Here is a 23,728-nt window from a genome sequence, read left to right as displayed (position 1 = left end):
TGTCCGGTCCTATCGGGAAATCGAAATTTGATCAGGGCTATGGGCGAAAGGGGTGACGAACGTCAAGCCCTCGGCCGCCATCCCCGGCGACGTTCAGCCCTTGCCGCCGAACAGCTTCTTCAGCATGGCCGCCATCGGGCCGGTTTCGGGCAGCTTTGCCGGCGCCTGCTGCGGCCTGGCCTGGCGGATGTGGCTCTGCGCCTTCGCCGCCTTGGGCGGCGGGCGGTCGTCGTCGCCGGTTGGCGTCAGTTTTTCACGCAGGGCGAGCGTGATGCGGTTCATGAAGGAATTGTCGTCGCCCTTGGCCAGCAGGCCGGCGTCGTCGGCGATGGTGTCGAGCAGAACCTCGAGCCATTCGCGGTCCGCCTTGGCGAAGTCGCCAAGCACGTGGCCGTGCACCATTTCCTTGACGCCCGGATGGCCGACGCCGACACGCACGCGGCGATAGGCCTTGCCGATATGGTCGTCCAGCGAGCGAATGCCGTTGTGGCCGCCGGAGCCGCCACCGACCTTGACCCGAACCTTGCCGGCGGCAAGGTCGATCTCGTCATAGAAAACGGTGAGCGCGGCAGGCTCGAGCTTGTAGAAGCGCAGCGCCTCGCCGACCGCCTGGCCGGACAGGTTCATGAAGGTCTGCGGCTTGACCAGGAGGATCTTTTCGCCGGCGAGCGTGCCTTCGGCGATCAGGCCCTGGAATTTCTTCGACCAGGGCGAAAAAGAATGGCGGCGGGCGATCGCGTCCACCGCCATGAAACCGACATTGTGCCGGTTGTTGGCATATTTCGCGCCCGGATTGCCGAGGCCTGCGAACACAAGCATCGTCGTCTCCGGGCGGGAAAATTACTTCTCTTCGGCGGCCGGAGCCGCTTCGGGCGCTGCCGCCTCGACCGTCTCTTCGACCTCGGGCTTCATCGCCGACGAGCCGGCAATGGTGGCGATGGTGAAGTCGCGGTCGGCGATGACCGGCTTGACGCCGGCCGGGAGCGTAACCGCCGAGATGTGGATCGAGTCGCCGATATCCGTGCCGGCGAGATCGACGGTGATGAACTCCGGGATCGCGTTGGCCGGGCAGTGGAACTCGACCTCGTGACGCACGATGTTGAGCACGCCGCCGCGCTTGATGCCGGGCGACTTGTCCTCATTGATGAAGTGGACAGGCACGTCGACATTGACCTCGGTGTCCTTGCCGATGCGCAGGAAGTCGACATGGACCGGGAAATCCTTGACCGGGTCGAGCTGGAAGTCCTTGGGCAGAACCTGGATCTTGCTGCCGCCGACATCGATCGTGGCGACCGTGGTCAGGAACCCGCCGCCGTGGATCTTGTAGTAGACGTCCTTGTAGTTGAGGGCGATCGCCAGGGGAGGCTGCTTGTCGCCGTAAATCACTGCAGGCACTTTACCGTTACGGCGAACTGCACGGGCGGACCCCTTACCGACCTGTTCGCGCGCTTCGGCCTTGAGCTCGTAAGTATCGTGGCTCATGGCATTTCCTTTCGCGTGTTATGGAGCGTTTGCGGCAGGCAATATGCCCAGCCGAAACGTCGAAAGCCGCCAGGCCTGGATGTCCGAACGCCGGTGGCCGCCAGAAGCGGACCTTTGTTCGGGATCACAAGGGAAGGCAGCCTTCCGCCGCGTTGCCTCCAAGGGTGTCTACGCGGGTGGCGGCTCTATAGCGGAAGGCGGGCGCAGGCGCAAGCGGTTGGTCTGAAAGGCTTTCGCGACATTTCCAATGTCGAAAGCATACAGTCAAGATTCCCCGTCCGTCCGGATGTAGGATCGGGCAGGCTTCAATCGTCCTGCGGCAGTTGTCTCAACCAACCCGCGAGCATTCGATATGAAACTCCTGTTCAGCCGCAATCCCAATCCTCGCCTCGGAGTCGCGACGGCGCGCCATCTCAAAGCGGACGTTACGTTCGAATTCGCCTCACCCATGGCATCGGGGCAGGCCGAGCGCTATCGCGTGCTCAACCCAAATCTGACCTTGCCGATACTGGTCGGCTCCGGATGGAGCCTGTGGGAGGCCGACGCCATCGCCTGCCGGCTCTCCCGCGAGGTGGGCTCGAATTTTTGGCGCGGCGGGGACGATGAGCCGGACATGATCCGCTGGATAAGCTGGGGCAAGGAGAATTTCGCCAGAGGCTGCGACATGGTGCATTTCGAGCGCGGCACCAAGCAGCGCTGGGGGCTGGGTCCTATCGACCAGGCCCTGGTCGAGGAAGGGTTCAGGGTTTTCCACGCGGCTGCCGCCATCCTCGCCCCGGTGCTCGCGCAAAGGGAGTGGCTGGTCGGAAATTCCGTCTCGTACGCCGACTTTCGCATGGCGACGTTTCTGCCCTTCAACGATGCTGCCGGGCTGCCGCTCGACGACTATCCGTCGATACGCCGCTGGTATGACCAACTCGAGGCGATCGATGCATGGCGCGACCCTTTCGCGGGTCTCGAGGCGCCGCCATTGCCGCGCGTGAAGAGTTACATTTCCAACGGTCGGCCCGGAACAGCGGTCTGATCGGCAGCGAGCGCCTCGCGCAAGGCCCAGACCTTTTGGGTGAGCGAATCGATCTCGGCCAATGTCATCCCGGAGCGCTCGATGAGCGTTTCACCCAGACAGTTGCATTGAGTGAGCAGCGCCCGGCCGGCCACGGTGAGATCGACCTGCACCTGGCGCTCGTCGGCATGGCTGCGCTGGCGGCTCACAAGACCGGCCTGCTCCATGCGCTTGACCAGAGGCGTCACGGTGCTCGATTCCAGCGCCAGCCTGCGCGCGATCGCGCCGACCGACATGCCATCCGCCTCTCCCAGGGCGTTGAGCACGAGATATTGCGGGTAGGTGATGCCCATCTCGTCGAGCATGGGCTTGTAGGTGCGGTTGATCGCCATGCTCGTGGCGTAGAGGGCGAAACAGAGCTGATTGTCCAACGGGAGAGGCACGGCGAATTCCCTTTGCCGACTGAGCATTTCGCAATGTTTACCACGGAAAATGATATCGCGATACATATTTCTTGTGGACAGGGGTTTCGATCTGCGCTAACGATATCGTTGTCGCGATATTGATTATCGCGAAAATAATCAATGGAGATTGAGATGACCAAGCCCGGCAGCAGCACGATCACCACCAAGGACGGAACCGAGATTTTCTACAAGGACTGGGGAACCGGCCAGCCTGTCGTCTTCCATCACGGCTGGCCGTTGAGCAGCGACGACTGGGACGCCCAGATGCTGTTCTTCCTGTCGAAGGGCTATCGCGTCATCGCTCATGACCGGCGCGGCCATGGCCGTTCCACCCAGACGGATACCGGCAACGAGATGGACACCTACGCCGCCGATGTCGCCGAACTCGCTGCGCATCTCGACCTCAAGAACGCCATCCATGTCGGCCATTCCACCGGCGGCGGCGAAGTGGCGCGCTACGTTGCCAAGTACGGCGCTGGCGGTCGCGTCGCCAAGGCGGTGCTGATCGGCGCCGTGCCGCCGATCATGCTCAAGACCGCGGCCAATCCCGGCGGCCTGCCTATCGAGGTGTTCGACGGCTTCCGCTCCGCCCAGGCCGCCAACCGCGCCCAGTTCTTCCGCGATGTTCCGGCCGGCCCGTTCTACGGCTTCAACCGTCCCGGCGCCGAAGTCTCGCAAGGCGTCATCGACAATTGGTGGCGCCAGGGCATGATGGGCGGCACCAAGGCGCACTACGACTGCATCAAGGCATTCTCGGAAACCGACTTCACCGAGGACCTTAGGGCAATCGACGTGCCGGTGCTGGTGATGCATGGCGACGACGACCAGATCGTGCCGATCGCGGACTCCGCGCTGCTCGCCATCAAGCTGCTCAAGAAGGGCGAGCTCAAGGTCTACAAGGGTCTTCCGCATGGCATGGCCACGACCCATGCCGACATCATCAACGCCGACCTTCTGGCCTTCTTCAAGGCGTAAGGCCTTTCGGAACATAACAAAAGACACCCGCCATCTGGCGGGTGTTCTTGGGTCAGGCCGTGCCGATATCAGGCGATGCTCAAGCCACCGTCGATCAGAATTTCCGCACCGACGATGAACGGGCATTCGTCCGAAGCGAGAAAAACCACTGCGTTGGCAATTTCCTCGGCGGTCCCGAAACGACCGGCAGGCACCAGGCCGACCACCGCCTTGGCGCGCGCCTTCGCCGCTTCGGCATCCAGCCCGAGCTTGTCGTTGAGCGGCGTGTCGATCGGACCCGGGCTGATCACATTGGCGCGGATGCCGCGCCCTATCAGTTCGCCGGAGAGCGTTCTGGCGAGCGAGATCATGCCGGCCTTGGCGAGCGAATAGACGTGTGTCCCGGCCATTCCCATATGCGCGTTGACCGAGCCGCTGAGGATGATCGAGGACGGGTTCGAAAGCAGCGGCACCAGGGCCTTGATCAGGAAATACGGGCCTTTGAGGTCGATATCGATGCTCCTGTCGAACGCCGCCTCGGTCCAGTCATCGAGCGGGCGTAGATCGGCGATGCCGGCGTTGAGGAAGACGGCGTCGAGCCTGCCGAAGGTTTCGCTGATCTGTCGCGCGATATCGTTTTGCGTCGTAACATCGCCGGCGTCGGCGGCGATGACAAACGCATCGCCGCCAAGAATCTTGCGGGCCTCCTCGAGACGGCCCGTGTTGGTGCCAGTGATGGCGACACGAGCGCCCTCCTCAATGAAGCGCCGCGCCGTCGCCAGACCGATGCCGCTGGTGCCGCCGGTAATCAGCGCGACCTTGTCTTTAAGTCTGGACACTACAGATTGCCTCATCTCGCTCGTAGCGCAGCGCACCGATCGGGCGCTGAGCCCGGCACCTTAGTTCAAGTTGAAGGCGTTCGCGCTACGTCTCGTGATGTCGCGCACACGTTTCAAACACTAACAGGCTTTCGCCTGGCGTGTGGGAGAGAATCCATGAGCGCGTGGCAACTGCCACGAGCTCACGTCGAGTCCCGAAGATCGGCGGTTCCTTAACGGGTCGCCGCTTCCGCCTTCCGCGCTTCCTTCATGTTCGGCAAGAACACCGTCAGCAGGCCGAGCAGCGGCAAATACGAGCAGACCTGGTAGACGAAGTCGATGCCCTTCATGTCGGCCAGGACGCCGAGCACGGCGGCGGCGATGCCGCCCATGCCGAAGGCGAAGCCGAAGAAGATGCCGGCAATCATGCCGACGCGACCAGGCACCAGTTCCTGCGCGAAGACGACGATGTTGGAGAAGGCTGACGACAGGATGAGCCCGATCAGCACCGTCAGCACCATCGTCCATTCGAGGTTGGCGTAGGGCAGCGCCAGCGTGAACGGCAGCACGCCGACGATCGAGAACCAGATCATCGCCTTCTGGCCATAGCGGTCGCCGAACGGGCCGCCGAGCAGGATGCCCAGCGCCGAGGCGCCGAGGAACAGGAACAGCATGACTTGGCTCATTTGCACCGAAACGCCGAACTTATGGATGGCGTAGAAGGTGTAGTAGCTGGAGATCGAGGCGATGTAGGCGTTCTTGGTCAGCACCAGCAGCGTCAGCACCGCCAGTGCCCACATGACCTTGCGGCGCGGGAAGGGCGAGACGAAGCTGGCCTGCTTGCGGCTGGCGAGCGAGGCGCGCAGCCGGCTGTACCAGCCGCCGACCTGCCACAGGACGATGATGCCGATCAGCGAGCCGACGGCGAACCAGGAGATGCTGGTCTGGCCGAAGGGCACGACGATGAAGGCAGCGAGCAGCGGCCCCATCGCCTGGCCGAAATTGCCGCCGACCTGGAACAGCGACTGGGCAAGACCGTAGCGGCCGCCCGACGCGAAGCGGGCGATGCGCGAGGATTCCGGATGGAAGATCGCCGAGCCGATGCCGATCAGCGAGGCGCCGATCAGCAGCAGCCAGTAGTGGCCGGCATGCGCAAGCACGATCAGCCCGATCAGCGAGGAGGCCATGCCCCAAGGCAGCGAATAGGGCATCGGACGCTTGTCGGTGATTGCGCCGATCAGCGGCTGCAGCAGCGACGCCGTCACCTGGAAGGTGAAGGTCAAAAGCCCGATCTGCCAGAAATCGAGGCCGTAGTTGTCTTTCAGAAGCGGATAGATGGCCGACAGCAGCGACTGCATGATGTCGTTGACGCAGTGGCAGAAGCTCACCGCAAGAATGACGGTGAAGGCCGTCGCTTGCGCCGAAGCGTGGCTGGCCGGCGCCGGAGTGGCGACGGCGGTGGCTGTGGTGTCGGTCAAGGCATGCTCCGTGGACTTCTAGGCAACGATCCGCAGGCAGCCTTATAGGATGGTTGCAAAGCGACTTCTTTCGTGGTTTGGTCCAATAGTTTCGCAAGTGGGCCATTGCCAATGCCGCATGGCAGGGAAGTCTTCAAGGGCGATGCCGCCGAACTCGGCCGGCTGCACCAGAGCCGCTGGCAGTGGCTGGAGGAGGCTGTCGGCCCAGCGGTGGCGCTGCCAACCGAATATCCCGACGGCTATCACGTGCCACTGCATCGCCACAGCCGCAGCCAGTTGCTGCATGCGCTGGTCGGCGTCGTGCTGGTGACGACGAAACACGGGCGCTGGATGGTGCCGCCCGACCACGCGATGTGGATCCCCGCCGGGATCGAGCATTCCGTCGAGATGCTGGGCGATGTCTCGATGCGTTCGGTCTATGTGATGCCGAACGCGATTGCCGGCCTGCCGGAGGGACTGCGCGTCGTCGGCATCACCGAGCTGATGCACAGCCTGATCGTGGAATCGGAAAAGCTGCCGCAGGGCGCGGAGCTCGAAGGGCGCGGCGGGCTGATCATGGGGCTTCTGCTGCATGAGATCCCGAACCTGCCGGAACGGCCGCTCGGCCTGCCGTTCCCGTCGGATCCGAAACTGGCGGCGCTTTGCCGGCGCTTCGTCGCCGAACCCTCGCCGCATGCGACGATCGACGAATGGGCCGACGCCGCCGGCATGAGCCGCCGTACCTTCACCCGCGCCTTCCATCGCCAGACCGGGCTGTCGCTGTCGACATGGCGCCAGCAGGCGTGCCTGTTCGCGGCGCTGCCCAGGCTTGCCGACGGCGAGCCGATCACCAGGGTAGCGCTCGACCTCGGCTATGACAGCGTGCCGGCCTTCATCACCATGTTCAAGCGCATGCTGGGCGCCTCGCCGCGCGGCTATATGCGCGGCGCGCGCGATGCCGGGGAGGGAGTGCGGCGGCTGAGCGGACCGACCAGACCGGAAAACGCAATGGTCTAGTCTAGCAGGGGTCTAGTCGAACAGGCTCGAGACCGATTCCTCGGTCGCGGTGCGCGAGATCGCCTCGCCCATCAGGTCGGCGATCGAGATGACGCGGATGTTGGGCGCGTCGAGCACGCCCTGGGTCGGCTGGATGGAATCGGTGATCACCAGTTCCTGCAGCTTCGAGCCGCTGATGCGGGCGACCGCGCCGCCCGAGAGCACGCCATGGGTGATGTAGGCGGTGACGCTGGTGGCGCCGTTGGCGAGCAACGCGTCGGCCGCGTTGCACAGCGTGCCGCCGGAATCGACGATGTCGTCGATCAGCAGGCAATCCTTGCCGGCGACGGCGCCGATGATGTTCATCACTTCCGATTCGCCCGGACGCTCGCGGCGCTTGTCGACGATGGCGAGCTGCGCATCGAAGCGCTTGGCCAGCGCCCGCGCCCGCACCACGCCGCCGATGTCGGGCGAGACGACGACGACGTTGGCGAGCTGCTTGTATTTCGCCTTCACGTCGCGGGCCATCACCGGCACCGAGAACAGATTGTCGGTCGGGATATCGAAGAAGCCCTGGATCTGGCCGGCATGGAGATCGAGCGTCAGCACGCGGTCGACGCCGGCGCGCGTGATCATGTTGGCGACCAGCTTGGCCGAGATCGGCGTGCGGCCGGAAGCGCGCCGATCCTGTCTGGCATAGCCGAAATAGGGGATGACCGCCGTGATGCGCTTCGCCGAGGAGCGCATGAAGGCGTCGATCATGATGAGCAGTTCCATCAGATGATCGTTGGTCGGAAAGGAGGTGGACTGCAGGATGAAGACATCCTCGCCGCGCACGTTCTCCTGGATCTCGACGAAGATCTCCTGATCGGCGAAGCGCCGGACGCTGGCCTTCCCCAGCGGGATGTTCAGATAGCGAGCGACCGCCTCGGCCAGCACCCTGTTGGAATTGCCCGCGAAAAGCTTCATGCACCGTTCCTGGTGAAGGATGGAGAGACCGGACAGACTCTCATGAGCCTTTGATGCGGGCTTTTAGCGGCCCGCGCCGGTATTGCAAGCCTCGTGATCGGGATTCCGTCGGCCAAGGTCAAAAACGTCGCAGGCGATGAAAGCCGGCAACAGCTCAGCCGGCCTGTCCGCCGAGCCAGGCGGCGAACTGGTCGATCGTCTGGTCGGCGATGCCTTGCATGGTCGCCGGCGCGACCGCCGTCCAGCCGTCGCCGCCCTTGACCGAAGGCGCCTTCTGCTGGCCGTTGATGCGGTGCAGCCGGTTGCCCGAGGGATCGTAAATGTCCCAGACGTAGATCACGGTGGTGTCGCTGCCTTCCGAGATCGCCGAGAAATATCCCTTCAGCACATGCGTGGCGGTCTGGTCGGTGCTGCCGGCAAGCGTGATGCCGCGCTGCCTGGCGCGCGTCTGCAGCTCGGCCGTCAGCGGTGCCGCGGATTCCACCGAGGCGCCGACGATCGGCGCCACCTGCAGCCTTGTCCTGGCGAGGGCGGCGGTGCTCTGGCCCGGTGAAGCGGGAGCCGGCGACGAAACAGCCGGGGCAGTCGTCGACGGCGCTGGAACGGTCGTGGTTGCCGTATTGCTCTGAGTGGCAGGCAGGGTCTGCGCCGAGGCCGCCGGCGGCGTGATGGCCGAGGGTTCCAGAACGTCCTTGGCATTGGTGCAGGCGGCCAACGCCAACGCGGCAAGCAATGACACGGTCGTCACCTGCGATCGTCTCATCTGCCTGAAAACTCCCTGGCGAAGAACGCCCCTCGCGAACCTGCCATTATGGATTCACTGTACGATCAAGTCGAGATCATGGCGGGACAGCGGCCTCGGCTGCGATTCGGTGGTCAGGTAGGTGCGGCCCAGGGTCATCGCAGTCTCGGTTTCGGAGTCCATGATGATCATGTGGGCGAACAGCGTCATGTTGGGCGCGATCGGCTCGGGATTGCCCTGATAGAACATCGGCATGTCCATCCAGGACGGGGTGAAGCGGGCCCCAACCGAATAGCCGCATGCGTTCAGCCGGTGCTTGGTCAGATTGTGGGCTTCGAGCGTGCGGGCGTGCGCGTCGAAGACGTCGCCGAAGGTGTTGCCCGGCGTCATCGCCTTCTCCACCGCCAGAAGCGCGGCGCGGGCGGCATCGAACAGCTCCTGATGGCGCTTCGAAACCTTGCCGGTCAGCACCGTGCGCATCATCGGCGCGTGATAGTGGTGGAAGACGCCGGCCCATTCGAGCGTCAGCTGGTCGTTCTTGGTCAGCTTGCGGCGACCGGCCTTGTAGCGGCAAAGCAGCGCGTCGGCGCCGGAGCCGATGATGAACTCATTGGCCGGGTAGTCGCCGCCGCCGGCAAAGACCGCGCCCTGCATGGCGGCGAGGATCAGCGCTTCGTCGCCGCCCTGCTTGATCAGCGGCAGGGCCGCGTCGAGCGCGTCGTCGGAGAGGCTGGCGGCCTTTTCGGCTTTGGCGATCTCGGCCGGGCTCTTGAACAGGCGCAGCCGGCCGACGATGCCGGAGGCATCGGCGATCTGGCCGAAGGTCTGCAACTGCTCGTCGAGGCGGCGGCCGTTATACGCCGTCAGGCCGTGGGTGTCGTATTCGACGCCGATGCGGGCGCCGAGCAGATCGAGTTCGTTGAGCAGGTTGCGCAGGTCGATCGCCGGATTGGCGCCGTCGCGGTCGGTCCACAGAACGATGTTGTCGATGATCGAGGTCTGGCGCGCCTGCCTGAGATCGGCGGAGCGGGTCAGCAGCACCATCGAGCCGTCGGCCTTCACCACAAGGCACTGGAAGAAGCAGAAGCCGAACGTGTCGTAGCCGGTCAGCCAGTACATGCTCTCCTGCGCGAACAGGAGCACGGCGTCGAGCTTCTTCTCCGTCATCTCGATGATCAGCCGGTCGCGCCGCGCGTCGAATTCCGATCGTTCGAAGTGCAACGCCATTATTCTTTCTCCAAAACAATTGCCGAAACCTGGCGCCCGTAATCCGCTTCCTTGCGATGGGTGGTGCGCCGGTAGGAATAGAAAAGGTCTTCTTCAGTGTAAGTGCAGCGGCCGAGCCCCTCGGCGGTGACGCCGGCCTTTCTCAGCCGGTCGACGGTATAGAGGTTGAGGTCGAACATGGCGTGGCCGGGCTTTGCCGAGGGCGCGAAATAGCTGACATTGCCAGCATCGGCGTCGACGAAACGAGCGACGAATTCCGGGCCGACCTCGTAATTCTCCGGCCCGATCGACGGTCCGAGAACCGCCACGATCCGCTCGCGGCGGGCGCCGAGGCTTTCCATCGCCGCAACGGTGTTTTCAAGCACGCCGGCGAAGGCGCCTTTCCAGCCGGCATGCGCGGCGCCGACGACGCGCGCCTCGGCGTCGGCGAACAGTACCGGCCCGCAATCGGCCGTCGAGGCGCCGACGGCAATGCCCGGCCGGTCGGTGACGATGGCGTCGGCCTGGGGGCGCGGGCCGGCAAAGGGTTCCCTGGCGATGACGACATCGGGCGAATGGACCTGATGAGCGGTCAGCAAATGGCTGGCCGGCACGCCCATCCAGTCGGCGACGCGGCGGCGGTTCTCGGCGACGCGCTCCTGGTCGTCATTCGAGCCGGTGCCGATATTGAGGCCGCGATAGATGCCGGCGGAGACGCCGCCAATGCGGGTGAAATAGCCGTGGCGGATGCCGTGCGTCCTGGCGGCGTCGAGCAGCGGCGAGCGAACAGGATCCGGTTTGGTCTGATCAAGCATGGATGGGTTTGTTGTCCGCGCCGAGGATTTCGTCAAGGCGAAGTTCGGAACGAGGCTCGAACAGGCGGCGTGCGTCCGATGCCGACCGGGCCTCGTCGGCGGATCAGGACGTGCCCACTTTCGGCTGGATTTTCAATACCTTGAAGAGCTCGCCCATCGTATCCGGTCCGGCCAAACGCTCGACCGCGTCGGAAATGGCCTGCCGCACGCTGTCATCGGCCTTGGCGCCAAGCTGGCCGGCGCGCGCGAGCAGGCCCAGGCCGAGCAGAAAGTCGCCTTGCGTCGTCATCTGGACATCGAGCCCGTGGGCTCGGACCACGGCGGCGAGGGCAGCGAAATCGACATGCGCGGTCAGATCGGCCTCGCCGGGATTGGCCAGCACATTGTCGTGATCGTGCTTGCGCAAGGCCTGCAGCGTGTCGCCGATGCCGTGCTGAAGATGGCCGTAGTCGATGAACAGGCCGGCGCCGCCATGTCTGGCTATCCGTTCGGCAATGGCCGCCATCAGCGCCGCGCGGGCAGGCGCCACTTCGACCACAGCCCCTTCCGGGGCGTCGGCGGCGCCCGCTGGCAGCAGGGAGGGATCGACCGAGCCGGCGCCGGCGAAGAAGCGCAGGCCATCCTCGTCGTCGAGGCCGACCATGCGTTCGCGCCAGCCGGAGATGGTCCGAACGAACTGGCGGATGGGCACGGCGTCGAACAGTTCGTTGCCGACGATGAAGAGCGGCGTTTTCGGCAGCGTCTCGATGGTTTGGTGCCAGTCGAGCTTGACCGTGTGGTCCGCAAGCGTCCGCTGTTGGATTTCGGCCAGGCGCGGGCTGGTCTCGATCATGGCGAACGAGACGCCGGCGGCGAAGCCGGGATCGAGCCGCAGGACGGCGCGCAGCATGTCCTTCATCAGCGTGCCGCGGCCGGGGCCGATCTCGGCGATGGTTGCGGGCAGCGGCCGGCCAGAAGCCTGCCAGGCCTGGTAGAGCCAGACGGCGACCAGCTCGCCGAACATCTGGCTGATCTCCGGCGCGGTGACGAAATCGCCCGCCGCGCCGAAAGGCTCGCGGGTGGTGTAATAGCCATCCTCGGGATCGAACAGGCAAAGCGCCATGTATTCACTGACCGGGATCGGCCCCACCGCACCGATGAGATCGATGATGCGGGTCTTCAGCCGCGTCATGCCGGTTGCGTCTGCGTCACCGGCCTGGCCGTGGCCATCGCCCAGATGCCGGCCAGCACCATGGGCGTCGACAGGATCATGCCCATGGTCAGCCAGTTGGTGCCGAGCAGGTAGCCGAGCTGCTGGTCCGGCTCGCGGAAGAATTCGACAAAGATGCGCGACAGGCCGTAGCCGCAGATGAAGGCGCCGCCGACGAAGCGCGGCGTCTTCAGCTTCAGCCTGGAATGGGTGAGGAAGCGCAGCACGAGGAACAGCACCAGGCCTTCGAGGAGGGCTTCGTAAAGCTGGCTCGGATGGCGCGAGAACGGACCGCCATTGGGGAATTCCACCGCCCATGGCACGTCGGTCGGTCGCCCCCAGAGCTCGGAATTGATGAAGTTGGCGACGCGCACAAGGCCAAGCCCGACCGGCACGCCCGCCGACACCACATCGAACAGCGTCCATGTGCGGATGCCGCGCTTGAAGGAGAACAGCGTCATGGCGAGGATGACGCCGAGCAGGCCGCCATGGAACGACATACCGCCCTGCCAGACGGCGACGATGTCGAGCGGATGCGCGATGTAGCGCGCCAGGTCGTAGAACAGCACATAGCCGGCGCGCCCGCCGACCACGACGCCGATCGCTGCCCAGACAATGAAGTCGTCGAGATCCTCCGGTTTCATCGGCAAGGCGCCGTCCGGCCACAGCCTGGCATTGGTGACGAGGCGCTTGGCGTACCACCAGGCAAAGAGGATGCCGACGATGTAGCCGACGCCGTACCAGTGCACCGCCAGCGGGCCGATCTGGACGATGACCGGGTCAATGTTGGGGAAGGGCAGGGAGGCCAGCGGCAGCAGGAAATATTCGCTCAACAGGGTCTCCCGGGTGCGGTCTGGTTTCGGGCGCGGACCATGCGGCAGGGTTTTGGCAGGGTCAAGGCAAGGTGGTGGTTGCCTTGGCCGCCGCAGATGGCGGGGTCAATCCTGAAGCTTGCCGCCGACCATCCGCCTTAGAGCGTCATTGATCCTGTCCTGCCAGCCGGGACCGTCTTCCTGGAAGTGGTCCAGCACGGCACGATCGATTCTGATCGAAACAAGCTCTCTTACGTTCGGCGCGGCTGAGGGTTCGCGAATTGGGGTCGCCGGTTTCTTGATCGGCTTGAAGGCAGCCTCCGCGGCTGCCATCGGATTTGTCGGTCGGCGCGGGGGCGTTGTCATTGGTTGACCCTGACTGAGAGCGACTCGTGCTTGACGCAGGTCGACTTGAAAGCACTACAATAGGCCACGTGGCGCCATCACGTACAGGCTCGGCCGGCGAGGTGCGATGCCGCAGCCGCCGCAACGTTCTTGCATTCCGCGCCGCGCGCCACTACGTCAAATCGAGCAAGCGAGGATTTGCCATGTCGACCGGACCGAACCGCATTCTCGATGAATTCGCCAAGCTGATGACGGATGCCGCCGGCGCCGCGCAAGGCGTGCGGCGCGAAGTGGAGACGGCCTTCAAGGGCCAGGCCGAGCGCATCCTGAATACCATGGACGTGGTGCAGCGCGAGGAGTTCGAGGCCGCACGCGAGATGGCGGTGAAAGCCCGTGAAGACAACGTCCTGCTCGCCGCCCGCATCGAGGCGCTCGAGGCGAAGCTTGCCGAACTCACCGGGCAGGCCGCACCAGCGGCGGCGACGAAGGCCAAAACGAAAAAATAATCGTTAAACTTTTCCACAAAGCACAATCCGAAAAAGCGCTTTGCCGTGAATCGCTTACCGGCATTGCATGAATCATCGTGACAGCGCCTTTCCACATGCGAATGACGCAGTGCGAAAAATTGGGCTGGTCACGCGACTCCCGATCAATAGACTGAATTTGTTGCATGATTCGAAGCAGGGTCATGCGCCGGGCGGTGGGGTCCGGTCTGGGGTCTTTGCGTTTGACGAAGTTCCTGGCCGTCCGAGTTCTAGACAAGATTGTTCGTCGTGTGTGCCCCGCGGAGCGTGTGGCGCTCCCCTGAACACAGGAAGCATCCATGGAACTTCTCGAACTCGAATTCTCCCGCGAAATCCACCCGGTGGATGTCATCGAGCAGGTGGCCCACAACAATGACTGGTCGTTCGAGCGTGCCGGCGACGATGAGATTTCGATTTCGGTGGCGGGAAGCTGGACCGACTATCATGTCTCCTTCTCCTGGATGGAGGATTTCGAGGCGCTGCATCTGGCCTGCGCCTTCGACATCAAGGTGCCCGAGACGCGCGCGCTGGAGGTGATGCGGCTCTTGTCGTTGATCAACGAGCAGATGCTGTTCGGCCATTTCGACCTGTGGGAGCAGGAGGGCGCGATCATGTTCCGCCAGTCGCTGCTGCTTGCCGGCGGGGTCGAGCCGTCGAGCCAGCAGGTCGAGGTGCTGCTGTCGTCGGCTCTCGAGGCCTGCGAATGCTATTTCCAGGCCTTCCAGTTCGTTGTCTGGTCGGGGACCTCGGCCAAGGACGCGCTTGCCGGCGTGCTGTTCGAGACCTACGGCACCGCCTGAGCCGGATCAGGATCCAAGATGAGTGCGAGTGGCGCGCGCAAGCCCGAAATCAGTTTCGCCGATTTCGACCGGGTCGACATTCGCGCCGGCACCATCATCGAGGCCGAGCCTTTCCCCGAGGCGCGCAAGCCGGCATTCAAGCTGAAGATCGATTTCGGCCCTGCGATCGGGGTGAAGAAATCGTCGGCGCAGATCACCAAATACTATGCGCCGGAGACGCTTGTCGGCCGGCAGGTGTTCGCGGTGGTCAATTTCCCGCCGCGCCAGATCGGAAAGTTCATGTCGGAAGTGCTGACGCTCGGCTTTCCCGACGAGGAGGGCGCCGTGGTGCTCGGCGCCATTGAGCGCAAGGTGCCTGACGGCGGACGGCTGTTCTAGGATTTAGCGAGCAGGCTACAGTCATCCACACAGCGCCGCCAGCAAGCCCCGGCGAGCGCCATCACGGTGCTGCAGCCGGCCGGACTGAAGCGATGGCTGGAGTCCGGAACGCGCCGAGAATAGTTCCGACCGCTGCTGCCGAGAGCACCAGATGCAGGCCGTCGAACGGCCAGGCCAGTCCGAAATGCATCAGCATACGGTTCAAGAAGGAAGGCGACGCGCCGTCCGCGGGAATCAGGATCAAGCCTACGGCGAGGCCCAGCCCATATTTGAGTATGGCAACTATTGCGAAAACGATGAACATTATGGCGACGAAACGCAGACGATTGCCGTCGAGCGCACGCCAGCACCCGACTGGATCAAACGAGCCCGTCCAGAGAAAATCGCCGACAAGGAGATATTCCCAGGCAAGTATGAAACCGCCCACAAGCATGTTGAAGATTCCCCTCGCCATCGCCCAGGAAGCGACGTCCTCGGGGCTGAGCGGCAGGTCATGTGTGGCCAGTAGGCCGGCAACAAACAGTCTGTGCTCGCCGGCGACCGCAAAGCCGCAAAGAAGCTGGACGGCCGCGAGAAGCAACGCAGCCAGAAGAATCCGTTGGCCGAGCTCAAAGCGCACGCCCGGGATAGCGAAGCGTTTGACTCGGTCAATGCCGCGTCGAACAACGATATGGCCGCGCTCGGGCGCGTTTGCCATGCGATCCAGGACGAATGCAAAGACCATCGCCGAGAACGGCGCGGCAACAATCGCGGAAAGCCAAGTCCCGTGGGCAAAGCCTTGCGATAGGAGCCAGGCAGGCACCTGCTCCGGATCGGCAAAGAGAATAAGGACAAGCGCCGCCAGACAGAGCGTCATCAGAAAGCAGGGAACCCAGGCGGCCACGAAGAGTGGCCAGGCATTCGCCCGGCAATAGCCTAACACCGTCGCAACGGTCTTACCGACGCGCAGGAGGCGACGTTTCGGCGATACGGCAGGCAATTCGTCCAGCGTTGAAATCGGCGTCGCTCCCGCTAGGAACTACACACGCAGAATAATGCACTGCGATCAACTGTCGCGCAAGGTCTCGCAAGGAACACGCTCGCGGGATTTAAGCTCGTCGGCCCTCGGTCTCTCAGCGCATCTCAAAAACTTCACGCGGAAGACTTTGGCGAATTGTCGATGTTCGGGATCTTCTGCGGGAAATGCACGAGAGGGCGGCATCGAAGAGGCCACACAACTGCCAACGGTCAGGCCGCCAGCTTGTGCGTCGTTCCCAGCGCTTCCTCGACCGTGTCGAGGAACATTTCCGCGCAAGCCTTCCAGCTGTAGCGCATGGCGCGCTGGCGCGCCTCGTTGCGGTCGACGTGGAGCGCGGCAAGGGCAGCCTCACGCAAATCTTCGGAGACCGCGCCGCCGACGCCGTCGCCGACAATGTCGATCGGTCCGGTGACCGGATAGGCGGCGACCGGCGTACCGCTGGCCAGCGCCTCGATGATGACGTTGCCAAAGGTGTCGGTGCGGCTCGGGAAGACGAAGACGTCGGCCGAGGCATAGATCTCGGCCAGTTCGTCATTCGGGCGATGGCCAAGGAAATGGGCGTTGGGATAGCGTGCCTTGAGCTTCGCCAGCTCCGGCCCTTCGCCGACGACGACCTTGCTGCCGGGCAAATCGAGGTCGAGGAAGGCGCCCAGGTTCTTCTCGATCGCGACGCGGCCGACGCACAGGAAGACCGGACCGGGAAATCCCATGTCCTTGCGCTTGTCCGGCCGGAAATGGTCGGTATCGACGCCGCGCGTCCAGGGCTTCAGCTTGTTGAAGCCGCGCGCGGCAAGATCGTCCGCCAGCGACTGGGTGGCGACTAGCGTGCCCTGACCGGAATTGTGGAAATCGCGCAGCCAGCGATAGGCCCAGCTCTCGGGCACCGGCAGCCGGGCGCTCAGATATTCGGGAAAGCGGGTGTGGTAGCTGGTGGTGAAGGGACGGCCGGCATTGCGGCAATAGCGCCTGGCCATGATGCCCAGCGGACCTTCGGTGACGATATGGATGTGGTCGGCCTTGCGCCGATCGATCAGGCGCGCGACGTGGCCAGGCGTCGTCAGCGCCAGGCGGATATCGGGATAGGTCGGCAGCGGCAAGGTGCGGAAGATGTTCGGGGTCAGGAAATCCAGTTCGACGTCGAAGGATTTCAGCGTTTCGGTGAGCCGCTCCAGCGTATGGACGACGCCGTTGACTTGCGGACGCCAGGCGTCGGTGACCATCAGGATACGCATGGCGATCCCGATGCGCATGGCGGCCCTTTGCCGGAAAGGTCGTCTTTTGCCTTGATACGATGCCGGAACGGCGACCAGGCGGCAGCTCGCGCTTCGCTCCAGCGCACCCTTGAAGGCGCGGGCTCGAACCGGGGCGGCAGGGCCGAATCAACTAAAGTCACACGTTTCATGCGCGCTCTTCACCATGGTTTCATGACGAGCGGATGAAGCCGGCAATTCTTGCTTGGAAACCCCGGGCTAGGCCGGAACCTTGATTACCGCGCGCAGGCCGCCAAGCGGGCTGTCTTCCAGCATGATGTCGCCGCCATGACTGCGGGCGATATCGCGGGCGATGGAGAGGCCAAGGCCGGTCCCGCTGGCGTCGAGGTTGCGCGCCTCGTCGAGCCGCAGGAAGGGCTTGAACACTTCCTCGCGCTTTTCGCGCGGAATGCCAGGCCCGTTGTCATCGACGGTGACTTGAAGCGAGCCGCCTCTGTGATCGGCGTTGATCTCCACGGTCCTCGCATAGCGGAAGGCGTTGCCGATGACGTTGGACAAGAGCCGGGCGAAGGCGTTCGGACGCACGTGCACGTGCGGATCGCCGACAAGCGTGGTCGACAGCTTGCATTTGCGCAGCGCTGCCTCCTCGCCGAGTTTCTGGAAATAGGCGTCGAGGTCGAAACGGCCGGGGTCCTCCGATGCCTCGCCGCGGGCGAAGGCGAGATAGCCCTCGAGCATCGACTGCATGTCGTCGATGTCCTGGTCGAGCGCCGCCTTGGTCTCGGCCTTGCCGGGCGCCAGCGCCAGCTGCAGCTTGAAGCGGGTGAGGATGGTCCTGAGGTCATGACTGACGCCGGTCAGCATGGCGGTGCGCTGCTCGATCTGGCGTTCGATGCGCTCGCGCATCTGGATGAAGGCAAAGCCGGCGCGGCGAACCTCCTCGGCGCCGCGCGGGCGGAAATCCCGCGGCATCGGCCGTCCTTTGCCGAAGCTCTCGGCGGCCTCGGCAAGCGTCAGGATCGGCCGGATCTGGTTGCGCAGGAAAGGAATGGCGATCATCAGCAGCACCAGCGAGGTGCCGACCATCCAGATCAGGAAGATGTGGGTGTTGGAGGCATAGGCCTGGCTGCGGCGCACGAAGACGCGCAGCACCTTGCCCTCGAGCTGGACGCGGACCTCGACGATGTTGGAATTGCCGACGGTGTCGATCCAGAACGGCCGGTTGATCTGGCGGGTGATCTCGGCCGAGAGGATCTCGTCGAGGATCGAGAAGAACGGTTTCGGTCCGGGCGGCGGCAGCGGATCGGGCGGCAAAAGGTCGACCTTGAGCTGCATGCGATCCTGGGCGATGCGGATGATGTTGGCGTAGTCGGCATCGTGCGGATAGGTTTCCATCATGTCGATGATGGCGGCGATGTCGCGCACGGTCGCCTGCGACAGGCGCTGCGTCACGGTCTGCCAGTGGCGTTCCATGAAGACGAAGGCGACGACCGACTGCAGCAGGATCATCGGCGCGATGACGATGATCAGGGAGCGGGCGTAGAGCCGCTTCGGCATGTATAGCGCGACCAGGCGCCAGAACCGGTTCCAGGCGCGCGACATGGCTTTCAGCACTCGCATCGCGCGATCGCTCAAGCCGTCATTTCCCGGCCTTTCCAGTTGCGTGGTCGCCATCCGCCCTTCCGCTCGTCAACGGCCGTTCAGCAAAGGGCCTTACAGATAATCTATTCCACGCTGAGCCGATACCCAATACCGCGCACCGTCTGCAGCCAGACCGGGTTGGACGGGTCGCGCTCGATCTTGCGGCGCAGCCGGTTGATCTGGACATCGATGGTGCGCTCGCCGACATCCGACTCGTCGCCGACCAGCTCATGGCGCGGTATGGTCTCGCCGGCGCGCGCGGCAAAGATCGCCAGGATCTCCTGCTCGCGGTCGGTCAGCTTCAGCGCCTCGCCGCCACGCTTCAGCTCGCGCCTGGCGATCTGGAAGGTGTAGGGGCCGAACACCAGCTGCTCGACCTTGGGCGTCGCCACCGGGCCGCCACGGCGCAGGATGTTGTTGATGCGCAGGATCAGCTCGCGCGGGTCGAAAGGCTTCGGCAGATAGTCGTCCGCGCCGGCCTCCAATCCGGTGATGCGGCTGTCGGTTTCGGACAGCGCGGTCAGCATCAGGATCGGCACGTTCTTTTCGGCCCTCAACGCCTTGGTGAGGTCGACGCCGGTTTCGCCCGGCATCATCACGTCGAGCACGAGCAGGTCGAAATCGAGGCCGGCGAGCTTGCGCCGGGCCTCGCCGGAATTGCCGGCGACGGTGACGCGGAAGCCGTTTTCGGACAGGTACTGCTTGAGCAGGTTGCGGATACGGGTGTCGTCATCGACGACAAGCAGATGCGGCGCGTCGTCGTCCGGCGCTGTCGGATGATCAACCCTCTCAATGGTCTCCATGGCTCTTCCCCGATATTTTCGCAGGCACAATGTCGATCTGCGCTCTTAGTTCCGGATTGACCATCGCTTCCAGGAAACGTTCGATCGAGGCGCGGTCGGCGGCACCGGAATCCTCCAATGCAGCATGGATGCGGCGTGACTGTGGCCGCGCCAGCGCCAGGGCCAGGGCGCGGCCCTTGGCGGTCGGGTAAAGTTCGCGCTGGCGGCGGTCGCGCGGCCCTTGCAACTGGACGATATGGTCGGTGTCGATGAGCTGCTTGAGCACGCGCGCCAGGCTCTGCTTGGTGATCTTGAGCACGTCGAGCAATTCGGCGACGGTCAGGCCAGGCCTGCGGTTGACGAAATGCAGGACACGGTGATGGGCGCGGCCGAAGCCGTAGTCGGCCAGAATCTGGTCCGGATCGGAAGTGAAGTCGCGATAGGCAAAGAAAAGCAGCTCGATGATGGCGAAGTCGATGCCGTCCTCGTCGGTGATCGCCGTCCTGATCGGTTTGCCGGCGGCGTTGCTCTGATCCGTCATCTTGTCTCCATGCGAAGGGGAATTATGTCAGTACTATTGACGTAATTTCCCGGCAATGGTAATTTTTGACAAGCTTTTCGGCGGATTGCGAACGAAAAGGCAAGGGGGAGCCGTTTTTCCGGAACTTCCTGAGTTTGCCATACATTTGATATCCGCCTACGCTTTCGGACCCCGGCCGCGTGCCGCGGCCGACACGAAACATACGATACAACGATGTGCGGGCTTTCGCCCGCGGGAGGTTTCCATGGCATCCGTTCCTTTCGACCAACTGGACGGCTTCATCTGGATGAACGGCGAGTTCGTCGCGTGGGCCGACGCCAAGATTCATGTGCTGACCCACGGGCTGCACTATGCCAGCGCCGTCTTCGAGGGCGAGCGCGCCTATGGCGGCCAGATCTTCAAGCTCACCGAGCACACCGAGCGCCTGCATGAATCGGCGCGCCTGCTCGGCTTCAAGATCCCCTACACGGTCGCCGAACTCGACGACGCCTGCCGCACGCTGTTGAAGAAGCAGGGCTTCCAGGACGCCTATGTGCGCCCGATCGCCTGGCGCGGCAGCGAGCAGATGGGCGTTTCGGCGCAGAACAACCGCATCAACTGCGCCATCGCCATCTGGCAGTGGCCGAGCTATTTCGACCCGGCGCAGAAACTGAAGGGCATTCGCCTCGACCTCGCCGAATGGCGCCGGCCCGATCCGCGCACCGCGCCGTCGAAGTCGAAGGCCGCCGGCCTCTACATGATCTGCACGCTGTCCAAGCATGCCGCCGAGGCCAAGGGCTATGCCGACGCCATGATGCTGGACTGGCGCGGCCAGGTCGCCGAGGCGACCGGCGCCAACATCTTCTTCGTCAAGGACGGCAAGATCCATACGCCGAAGCCCGACTGCTTCCTCGACGGCATCACCCGTCGCACCGTCATCGGCCTCGCCAAGGAACGCGGCCTGGAGGTGATCGAGCGCGCAATCATGCCGGAAGAACTCGAGGGCTTCGAGCAGTGCTTCCTCACCGGCACGGCAGCCGAAGTGACGCCGGTTTCGGAGATCGGTCCATACCGATTCGAGGTTGGCGAGATCGCCAAGTCGCTGATGAATGACTATTCTGCTGCAGTGCAACCAAAGCATGCGATCGCCGCAGAATAGCGATAAGTCACAACTTTTTTGTCTTACAGGGGCGGTTTTCAGGCCGCCCCTTTTATTTAAGCCCCAGTGCATTTGACTTTCGGCCAATTCAGCGTCTCATGATGACGTCGGCCCGAGGAGGCTGGCAGTCATGGAGGGACTGTTAACATGGATACGAACACGCTCGTTGCGATCGTTGTTCAGGTGATTACGGGTATCATTGGTGGTCAGGCAGTGGGCGCGGCGCTGAAGCAAGCGGCGTTGGGTCAGCTTCCCAAAATCCTGGGCGGTGCCATCGGTGGCGTCGGCGGCGCGGCGATCCTCGGCAGCCTGCTCGGCGGTGGCACGATCGATCCGGCGGCGGCTGCCGCGGCGGCAGGCGGATTGGGCAGCGCGTTGAACATTCCAAACATCGTTGGCGGCGCGGGCGGCGGCGCCATCCTGACCGGCATCATCGGGGCGGTCCTGAATGCGATGAAGAAATAGGCCTGCCGGGTTCGGGCTTTTCGCATGGGCGGCTTCGGCCGCCCATTTGTTTTCGGCTCATCGAGATCGTCCCTGCCGGTGGACGCCGTTCGCATGTGTCTCTACATCGGAGAAGACGCAGCGAAAGGACAATCATGGGTCAGCTCAACGCCGGCATCGTGCCGGTCACGCCCTTCCAGCAGAACTGCACGATCCTCTTCGACATGGACGACAGACAGGGAGTCGTCGTCGATCCCGGCGGCGATATCGACAAGGTACTGGCGGTGCTGAAGGACAATGACATCAGGGCCGGTGCTATCTGGATCACCCATGGCCATATCGACCATGCCGGAGGCGCGATGGAACTGAAGGAGGCGCTCGGCGTCGATATCATTGGCCCGCACGAGGCCGACAGGCCGCTGCTGGCCAACCTCGAAAACCAGGCCAAGCGCTTCGGCATCACCGACGCGGTGCGCAACTGCGTGCCGGACCGCTTCCTCGCCGAGGGCGAGGCGGTCTCGTTCGGGGAGCATGTCTTCGAGGTCCTGCATTGCCCCGGCCATGCGCCGGGCCACGTCGTCTACTTCAACCGCGCGGCCAAGTTCGCCCATGTCGGCGACGTGCTGTTTCGCGGCTCGGTCGGGCGCACCGACCTGCCCGGCGGCGACCACGCCGCGCTGATTGCTTCGATCAAGAACAAGCTTCTGCCGCTCGGCGACGACATCGGCTTCATCTGCGGCCACGGCCCCGGCGGCCGCTTCGGCGAGGAGCGCCGCACCAATCCGTTCCTGACCTAGGGTGTGTCGATATTCAGGTGAGGCCAGCCTTCGCGCGGTGGGTTCCTGCGCTTCCGGTGCTCACGTACTTTGAGTACGCTCCGCTCCGGCTCTCGGAACCCATCGCTCTCGGCTCGGCCTGACCTGAATCTCAACACCCCCTGGGTGAGCGCCTAAAGGAGCCCCAAACAAAAAAGCGCTGGCCTTGCGGTCAGCGCTTTCCTGTTTGGGGCAGGGAAGCCTCAGTTGGCGACGCAGAAGTGCTGCTCGCCATCATTGCCGGTGAAGGTACCGGTGCGGGAATTGAAGGTGCGATAGCGGTCCGAGCAGTATTCGTACCAGGCACGGGTCCACGGTTCCGCATAGCGGTCGGCATAGACGACGCGCGGCTGCGCATAATAGCGGCGAACCGGAGCCGGCCGCACATAGCGGTAGTCATAGTCGTCGTAGCCCGGCTCGTAATAGCTGTTGTAGCGAGGCTGCGGGTTGCTCAACGCGCCGGCGATCAGGGCGCCGGCAGCAAGGCCGACAACGCCGGCGGCGAGGGCGTCGTTGTGGTTGTGATGGTGACGGCGCCAGCGCCAGTCATCGGCGTTGGCCGCCGGCAAGGTGGCCAATATGGTCGCGGCGATGCCGGTGGACAGAATGGCGGTCTTGAGAATTCGGTTCATTTCGGTCTCCTTCGCGCCGGCCCGTGTACTTTCGGGGGGATGCGGACCGGCTTTAGCAAAGGTTAATAAGAGACCGTGGCTGAACGGAGGCTGAACGAAATCCGGCCTGACATTTCGATTGCTTGCGCAAAACCATAGACCCGGCGAGAGCGGACCCGCCTCATCAGTCTCCGCCAGGTCTGTCCTGAACCGGCTCAGCCGATCGACAGGTTGACGGCCTTCGGACCCTTGCCGCGCTTGTCCGGCTCGGTGTCGAATGTCACTTTCTGCCCATCCTCAAGACCGGGAAGACCCGACGCCTGCACGGCCGAAATATGGACGAAGACATCCTTCGCGCCATCGTCCGGCGTGATGAAGCCGAAGCCTTTGGCATGATTGAAGAACTTGACGGTGCCGGTCTGCGGCATGGGAAGCTCCTTATGATCCCATAAAGTCCAGTTTCGGGCCGGCAAATGCCCGAGTGGAAATTTGTCCTTTATTTTAGCGCTATCGGCAAGAGAAAGTTTTTGCCCCGCCCGGCAGGCATTTTGGCAGCGCTTTGCGTCCGCCGCG

The 23,728-nt window shown here is 63.7% G+C and carries 28 protein-coding genes; 9 read left to right on the top strand and 19 right to left on the bottom strand.

Features of this window, described 5'->3' with window-relative positions:
• Positions 1-93 precede the first annotated feature (93 nt).
• A complete protein-coding gene (gene pth / locus EN786_RS01320) occupies positions 94-819 on the bottom strand; it encodes an aminoacyl-tRNA hydrolase (RefSeq protein WP_127310104.1) in 726 nt (241 codons plus the stop codon).
• Positions 820-840: 21 nt separating this feature from the next.
• Positions 841-1,482, bottom strand: a complete 642-nt coding sequence (locus tag EN786_RS01315) for a 50S ribosomal protein L25/general stress protein Ctc (RefSeq protein ID WP_127282823.1) — start codon at positions 1,480-1,482, stop codon at positions 841-843.
• A gap of 352 nt (positions 1,483-1,834) precedes the next feature.
• On the opposite strand from EN786_RS01315, the gene EN786_RS01310 reads away from it, so the two are divergent.
• On the top strand, positions 1,835-2,506 hold the full coding sequence (locus tag EN786_RS01310) for a glutathione S-transferase family protein (RefSeq protein ID WP_127282824.1): 672 nt from the start codon (positions 1,835-1,837) through the stop codon (positions 2,504-2,506).
• Here the strand turns inward: EN786_RS01310 and EN786_RS01305 are convergent.
• Entirely contained in the window at positions 2,470-2,928 is a 459-nt protein-coding gene (locus EN786_RS01305) for a MarR family transcriptional regulator (protein WP_126059384.1), read from the bottom strand. The two genes, EN786_RS01310 and EN786_RS01305, sit on opposite strands and share 37 nt — an antisense overlap.
• 153 nt (positions 2,929-3,081) lie before the next feature.
• Between EN786_RS01305 and EN786_RS01300 the strand changes: the two genes are divergently transcribed.
• A complete protein-coding gene (locus EN786_RS01300; protein ID WP_127282825.1) occupies positions 3,082-3,924 on the top strand; it encodes an alpha/beta hydrolase in 843 nt (280 codons plus the stop codon).
• A 68-nt stretch (positions 3,925-3,992) separates the two neighbouring features.
• Here EN786_RS01300 and EN786_RS01295 read toward each other — a convergent pair whose 3' ends face one another.
• Positions 3,993-4,742, bottom strand: a complete 750-nt coding sequence (locus tag EN786_RS01295; protein WP_127310950.1) for an SDR family oxidoreductase — start codon at positions 4,740-4,742, stop codon at positions 3,993-3,995.
• 212 nt (positions 4,743-4,954) lie between these two features.
• Positions 4,955-6,199, bottom strand: a complete 1,245-nt coding sequence (locus EN786_RS01290) for an MFS transporter (protein WP_127282826.1) — start codon at positions 6,197-6,199, stop codon at positions 4,955-4,957.
• Between the two features lie 111 nt (positions 6,200-6,310).
• On the opposite strand from EN786_RS01290, the gene EN786_RS01285 reads away from it, so the two are divergent.
• Positions 6,311-7,195, top strand: coding sequence for a helix-turn-helix transcriptional regulator (locus tag EN786_RS01285; protein ID WP_127282827.1), 885 nt, complete (start codon positions 6,311-6,313; stop codon positions 7,193-7,195).
• Between the two features lie 12 nt (positions 7,196-7,207).
• Here the strand turns inward: EN786_RS01285 and EN786_RS01280 are convergent, their stop codons facing one another.
• From EN786_RS01280 to EN786_RS01250, 7 genes are all read right to left on the bottom strand, one after another.
• Positions 7,208-8,143 (bottom strand): ribose-phosphate pyrophosphokinase, encoded by a 936-nt coding sequence (locus EN786_RS01280; RefSeq protein ID WP_006202540.1) that lies wholly within the window; start codon positions 8,141-8,143, stop codon positions 7,208-7,210.
• 154 nt (positions 8,144-8,297) lie between these two features.
• Positions 8,298-8,906, bottom strand: a complete 609-nt coding sequence (locus EN786_RS01275; RefSeq protein WP_127282828.1) for a hypothetical protein — start codon at positions 8,904-8,906, stop codon at positions 8,298-8,300.
• 54 nt (positions 8,907-8,960) lie between these two features.
• Complete coding sequence (locus EN786_RS01270; RefSeq protein ID WP_127282829.1) at positions 8,961-10,112, bottom strand: Xaa-Pro peptidase family protein; 1,152 nt, start codon at positions 10,110-10,112, stop codon at positions 8,961-8,963.
• Complete coding sequence (gene pgeF, locus EN786_RS01265) at positions 10,112-10,906, bottom strand: peptidoglycan editing factor PgeF (RefSeq protein ID WP_135907926.1); 795 nt, start codon at positions 10,904-10,906, stop codon at positions 10,112-10,114. Before pgeF ends, EN786_RS01270 begins: the two co-directional genes overlap by 1 nt.
• Positions 10,907-11,009: 103 nt before the next feature.
• Complete coding sequence (locus tag EN786_RS01260) at positions 11,010-12,077, bottom strand: class I SAM-dependent methyltransferase (RefSeq protein WP_135907923.1); 1,068 nt, start codon at positions 12,075-12,077, stop codon at positions 11,010-11,012.
• Positions 12,074-12,928, bottom strand: coding sequence for a prolipoprotein diacylglyceryl transferase (gene lgt / locus EN786_RS01255; protein ID WP_127392946.1), 855 nt, complete (start codon positions 12,926-12,928; stop codon positions 12,074-12,076). Before lgt ends, EN786_RS01260 begins: the two co-directional genes overlap by 4 nt.
• Positions 12,929-13,033: 105 nt before the next feature.
• A complete protein-coding gene (locus tag EN786_RS01250) occupies positions 13,034-13,273 on the bottom strand; it encodes a BrnA antitoxin family protein (RefSeq protein ID WP_127285883.1) in 240 nt (79 codons plus the stop codon).
• 182 nt (positions 13,274-13,455) lie between these two features.
• On the opposite strand from EN786_RS01250, the gene EN786_RS01245 reads away from it, so the two are divergent.
• From EN786_RS01245 to EN786_RS01235, 3 genes are all read left to right on the top strand, one after another.
• Positions 13,456-13,758, top strand: a complete 303-nt coding sequence (locus tag EN786_RS01245; protein ID WP_127285884.1) for an accessory factor UbiK family protein — start codon at positions 13,456-13,458, stop codon at positions 13,756-13,758.
• Between the two features lie 317 nt (positions 13,759-14,075).
• A complete protein-coding gene (locus tag EN786_RS01240; protein WP_127285885.1) occupies positions 14,076-14,576 on the top strand; it encodes a YbjN domain-containing protein in 501 nt (166 codons plus the stop codon).
• Between the two features lie 18 nt (positions 14,577-14,594).
• Positions 14,595-14,954, top strand: coding sequence for a tRNA-binding protein (locus EN786_RS01235; protein ID WP_127285886.1), 360 nt, complete (start codon positions 14,595-14,597; stop codon positions 14,952-14,954).
• Between the two features lie 61 nt (positions 14,955-15,015).
• Here EN786_RS01235 and EN786_RS01230 read toward each other — a convergent pair whose 3' ends face one another.
• The 5 genes from EN786_RS01230 to EN786_RS01210 all read right to left on the bottom strand — a co-directional run bounded on the left by EN786_RS01230 (position 15,016) and on the right by EN786_RS01210 (position 20,147).
• Positions 15,016-15,933: a hypothetical protein gene (locus tag EN786_RS01230; protein WP_245478193.1), complete on the bottom strand. Its 918-nt coding sequence runs from the start codon at positions 15,931-15,933 to the stop codon at positions 15,016-15,018.
• A 248-nt stretch (positions 15,934-16,181) separates the two neighbouring features.
• On the bottom strand, positions 16,182-17,204 hold the full coding sequence (locus EN786_RS01225) for a glycosyltransferase family 1 protein (RefSeq protein ID WP_127285893.1): 1,023 nt from the start codon (positions 17,202-17,204) through the stop codon (positions 16,182-16,184).
• A 237-nt stretch (positions 17,205-17,441) separates the two neighbouring features.
• Complete coding sequence (locus EN786_RS01220; RefSeq protein ID WP_127285887.1) at positions 17,442-18,857, bottom strand: ATP-binding protein; 1,416 nt, start codon at positions 18,855-18,857, stop codon at positions 17,442-17,444.
• A 50-nt stretch (positions 18,858-18,907) separates the two neighbouring features.
• Positions 18,908-19,627 (bottom strand): response regulator transcription factor, encoded by a 720-nt coding sequence (locus EN786_RS01215; RefSeq protein ID WP_126058697.1) that lies wholly within the window; start codon positions 19,625-19,627, stop codon positions 18,908-18,910.
• Positions 19,614-20,147 carry a MarR family transcriptional regulator gene (locus tag EN786_RS01210; RefSeq protein ID WP_127285888.1) on the bottom strand — a complete coding sequence of 178 codons (534 nt, stop codon included), beginning with the start codon at positions 20,145-20,147 and terminating at the stop codon, positions 19,614-19,616. Before EN786_RS01210 ends, EN786_RS01215 begins: the two co-directional genes overlap by 14 nt.
• A 244-nt stretch (positions 20,148-20,391) precedes the next feature.
• On the opposite strand from EN786_RS01210, the gene EN786_RS01205 reads away from it, so the two are divergent.
• The 3 genes from EN786_RS01205 to EN786_RS01195 all read left to right on the top strand — a co-directional run bounded on the left by EN786_RS01205 (position 20,392) and on the right by EN786_RS01195 (position 22,526).
• Positions 20,392-21,285: a branched-chain amino acid aminotransferase gene (locus EN786_RS01205; protein ID WP_127309564.1), complete on the top strand. Its 894-nt coding sequence runs from the start codon at positions 20,392-20,394 to the stop codon at positions 21,283-21,285.
• Positions 21,286-21,432: 147 nt separating this feature from the next.
• Entirely contained in the window at positions 21,433-21,750 is a 318-nt protein-coding gene (locus tag EN786_RS01200) for a hypothetical protein (protein ID WP_127285890.1), read from the top strand.
• Between the two features lie 134 nt (positions 21,751-21,884).
• Positions 21,885-22,526 carry an MBL fold metallo-hydrolase gene (locus EN786_RS01195; RefSeq protein WP_127309563.1) on the top strand — a complete coding sequence of 214 codons (642 nt, stop codon included), beginning with the start codon at positions 21,885-21,887 and terminating at the stop codon, positions 22,524-22,526.
• A gap of 221 nt (positions 22,527-22,747) precedes the next feature.
• Here the strand turns inward: EN786_RS01195 and EN786_RS01190 are convergent, their stop codons facing one another.
• Both EN786_RS01190 and EN786_RS01185 read right to left on the bottom strand, forming a co-directional pair.
• Positions 22,748-23,176: a BA14K family protein gene (locus EN786_RS01190; protein ID WP_127286567.1), complete on the bottom strand. Its 429-nt coding sequence runs from the start codon at positions 23,174-23,176 to the stop codon at positions 22,748-22,750.
• A 194-nt stretch (positions 23,177-23,370) separates the two neighbouring features.
• On the bottom strand, positions 23,371-23,583 hold the full coding sequence (locus tag EN786_RS01185) for a cold-shock protein (protein WP_006202521.1): 213 nt from the start codon (positions 23,581-23,583) through the stop codon (positions 23,371-23,373).
• Positions 23,584-23,728 lie beyond the last annotated feature (145 nt).

This window comes from Mesorhizobium sp. M4B.F.Ca.ET.143.01.1.1 (genome assembly GCF_004792275.1).
Lineage (GTDB): Bacteria > Pseudomonadota > Alphaproteobacteria > Rhizobiales > Rhizobiaceae > Mesorhizobium > Mesorhizobium abyssinicae.
This window is presented reverse-complemented; position numbering and strand designations above follow the sequence as displayed.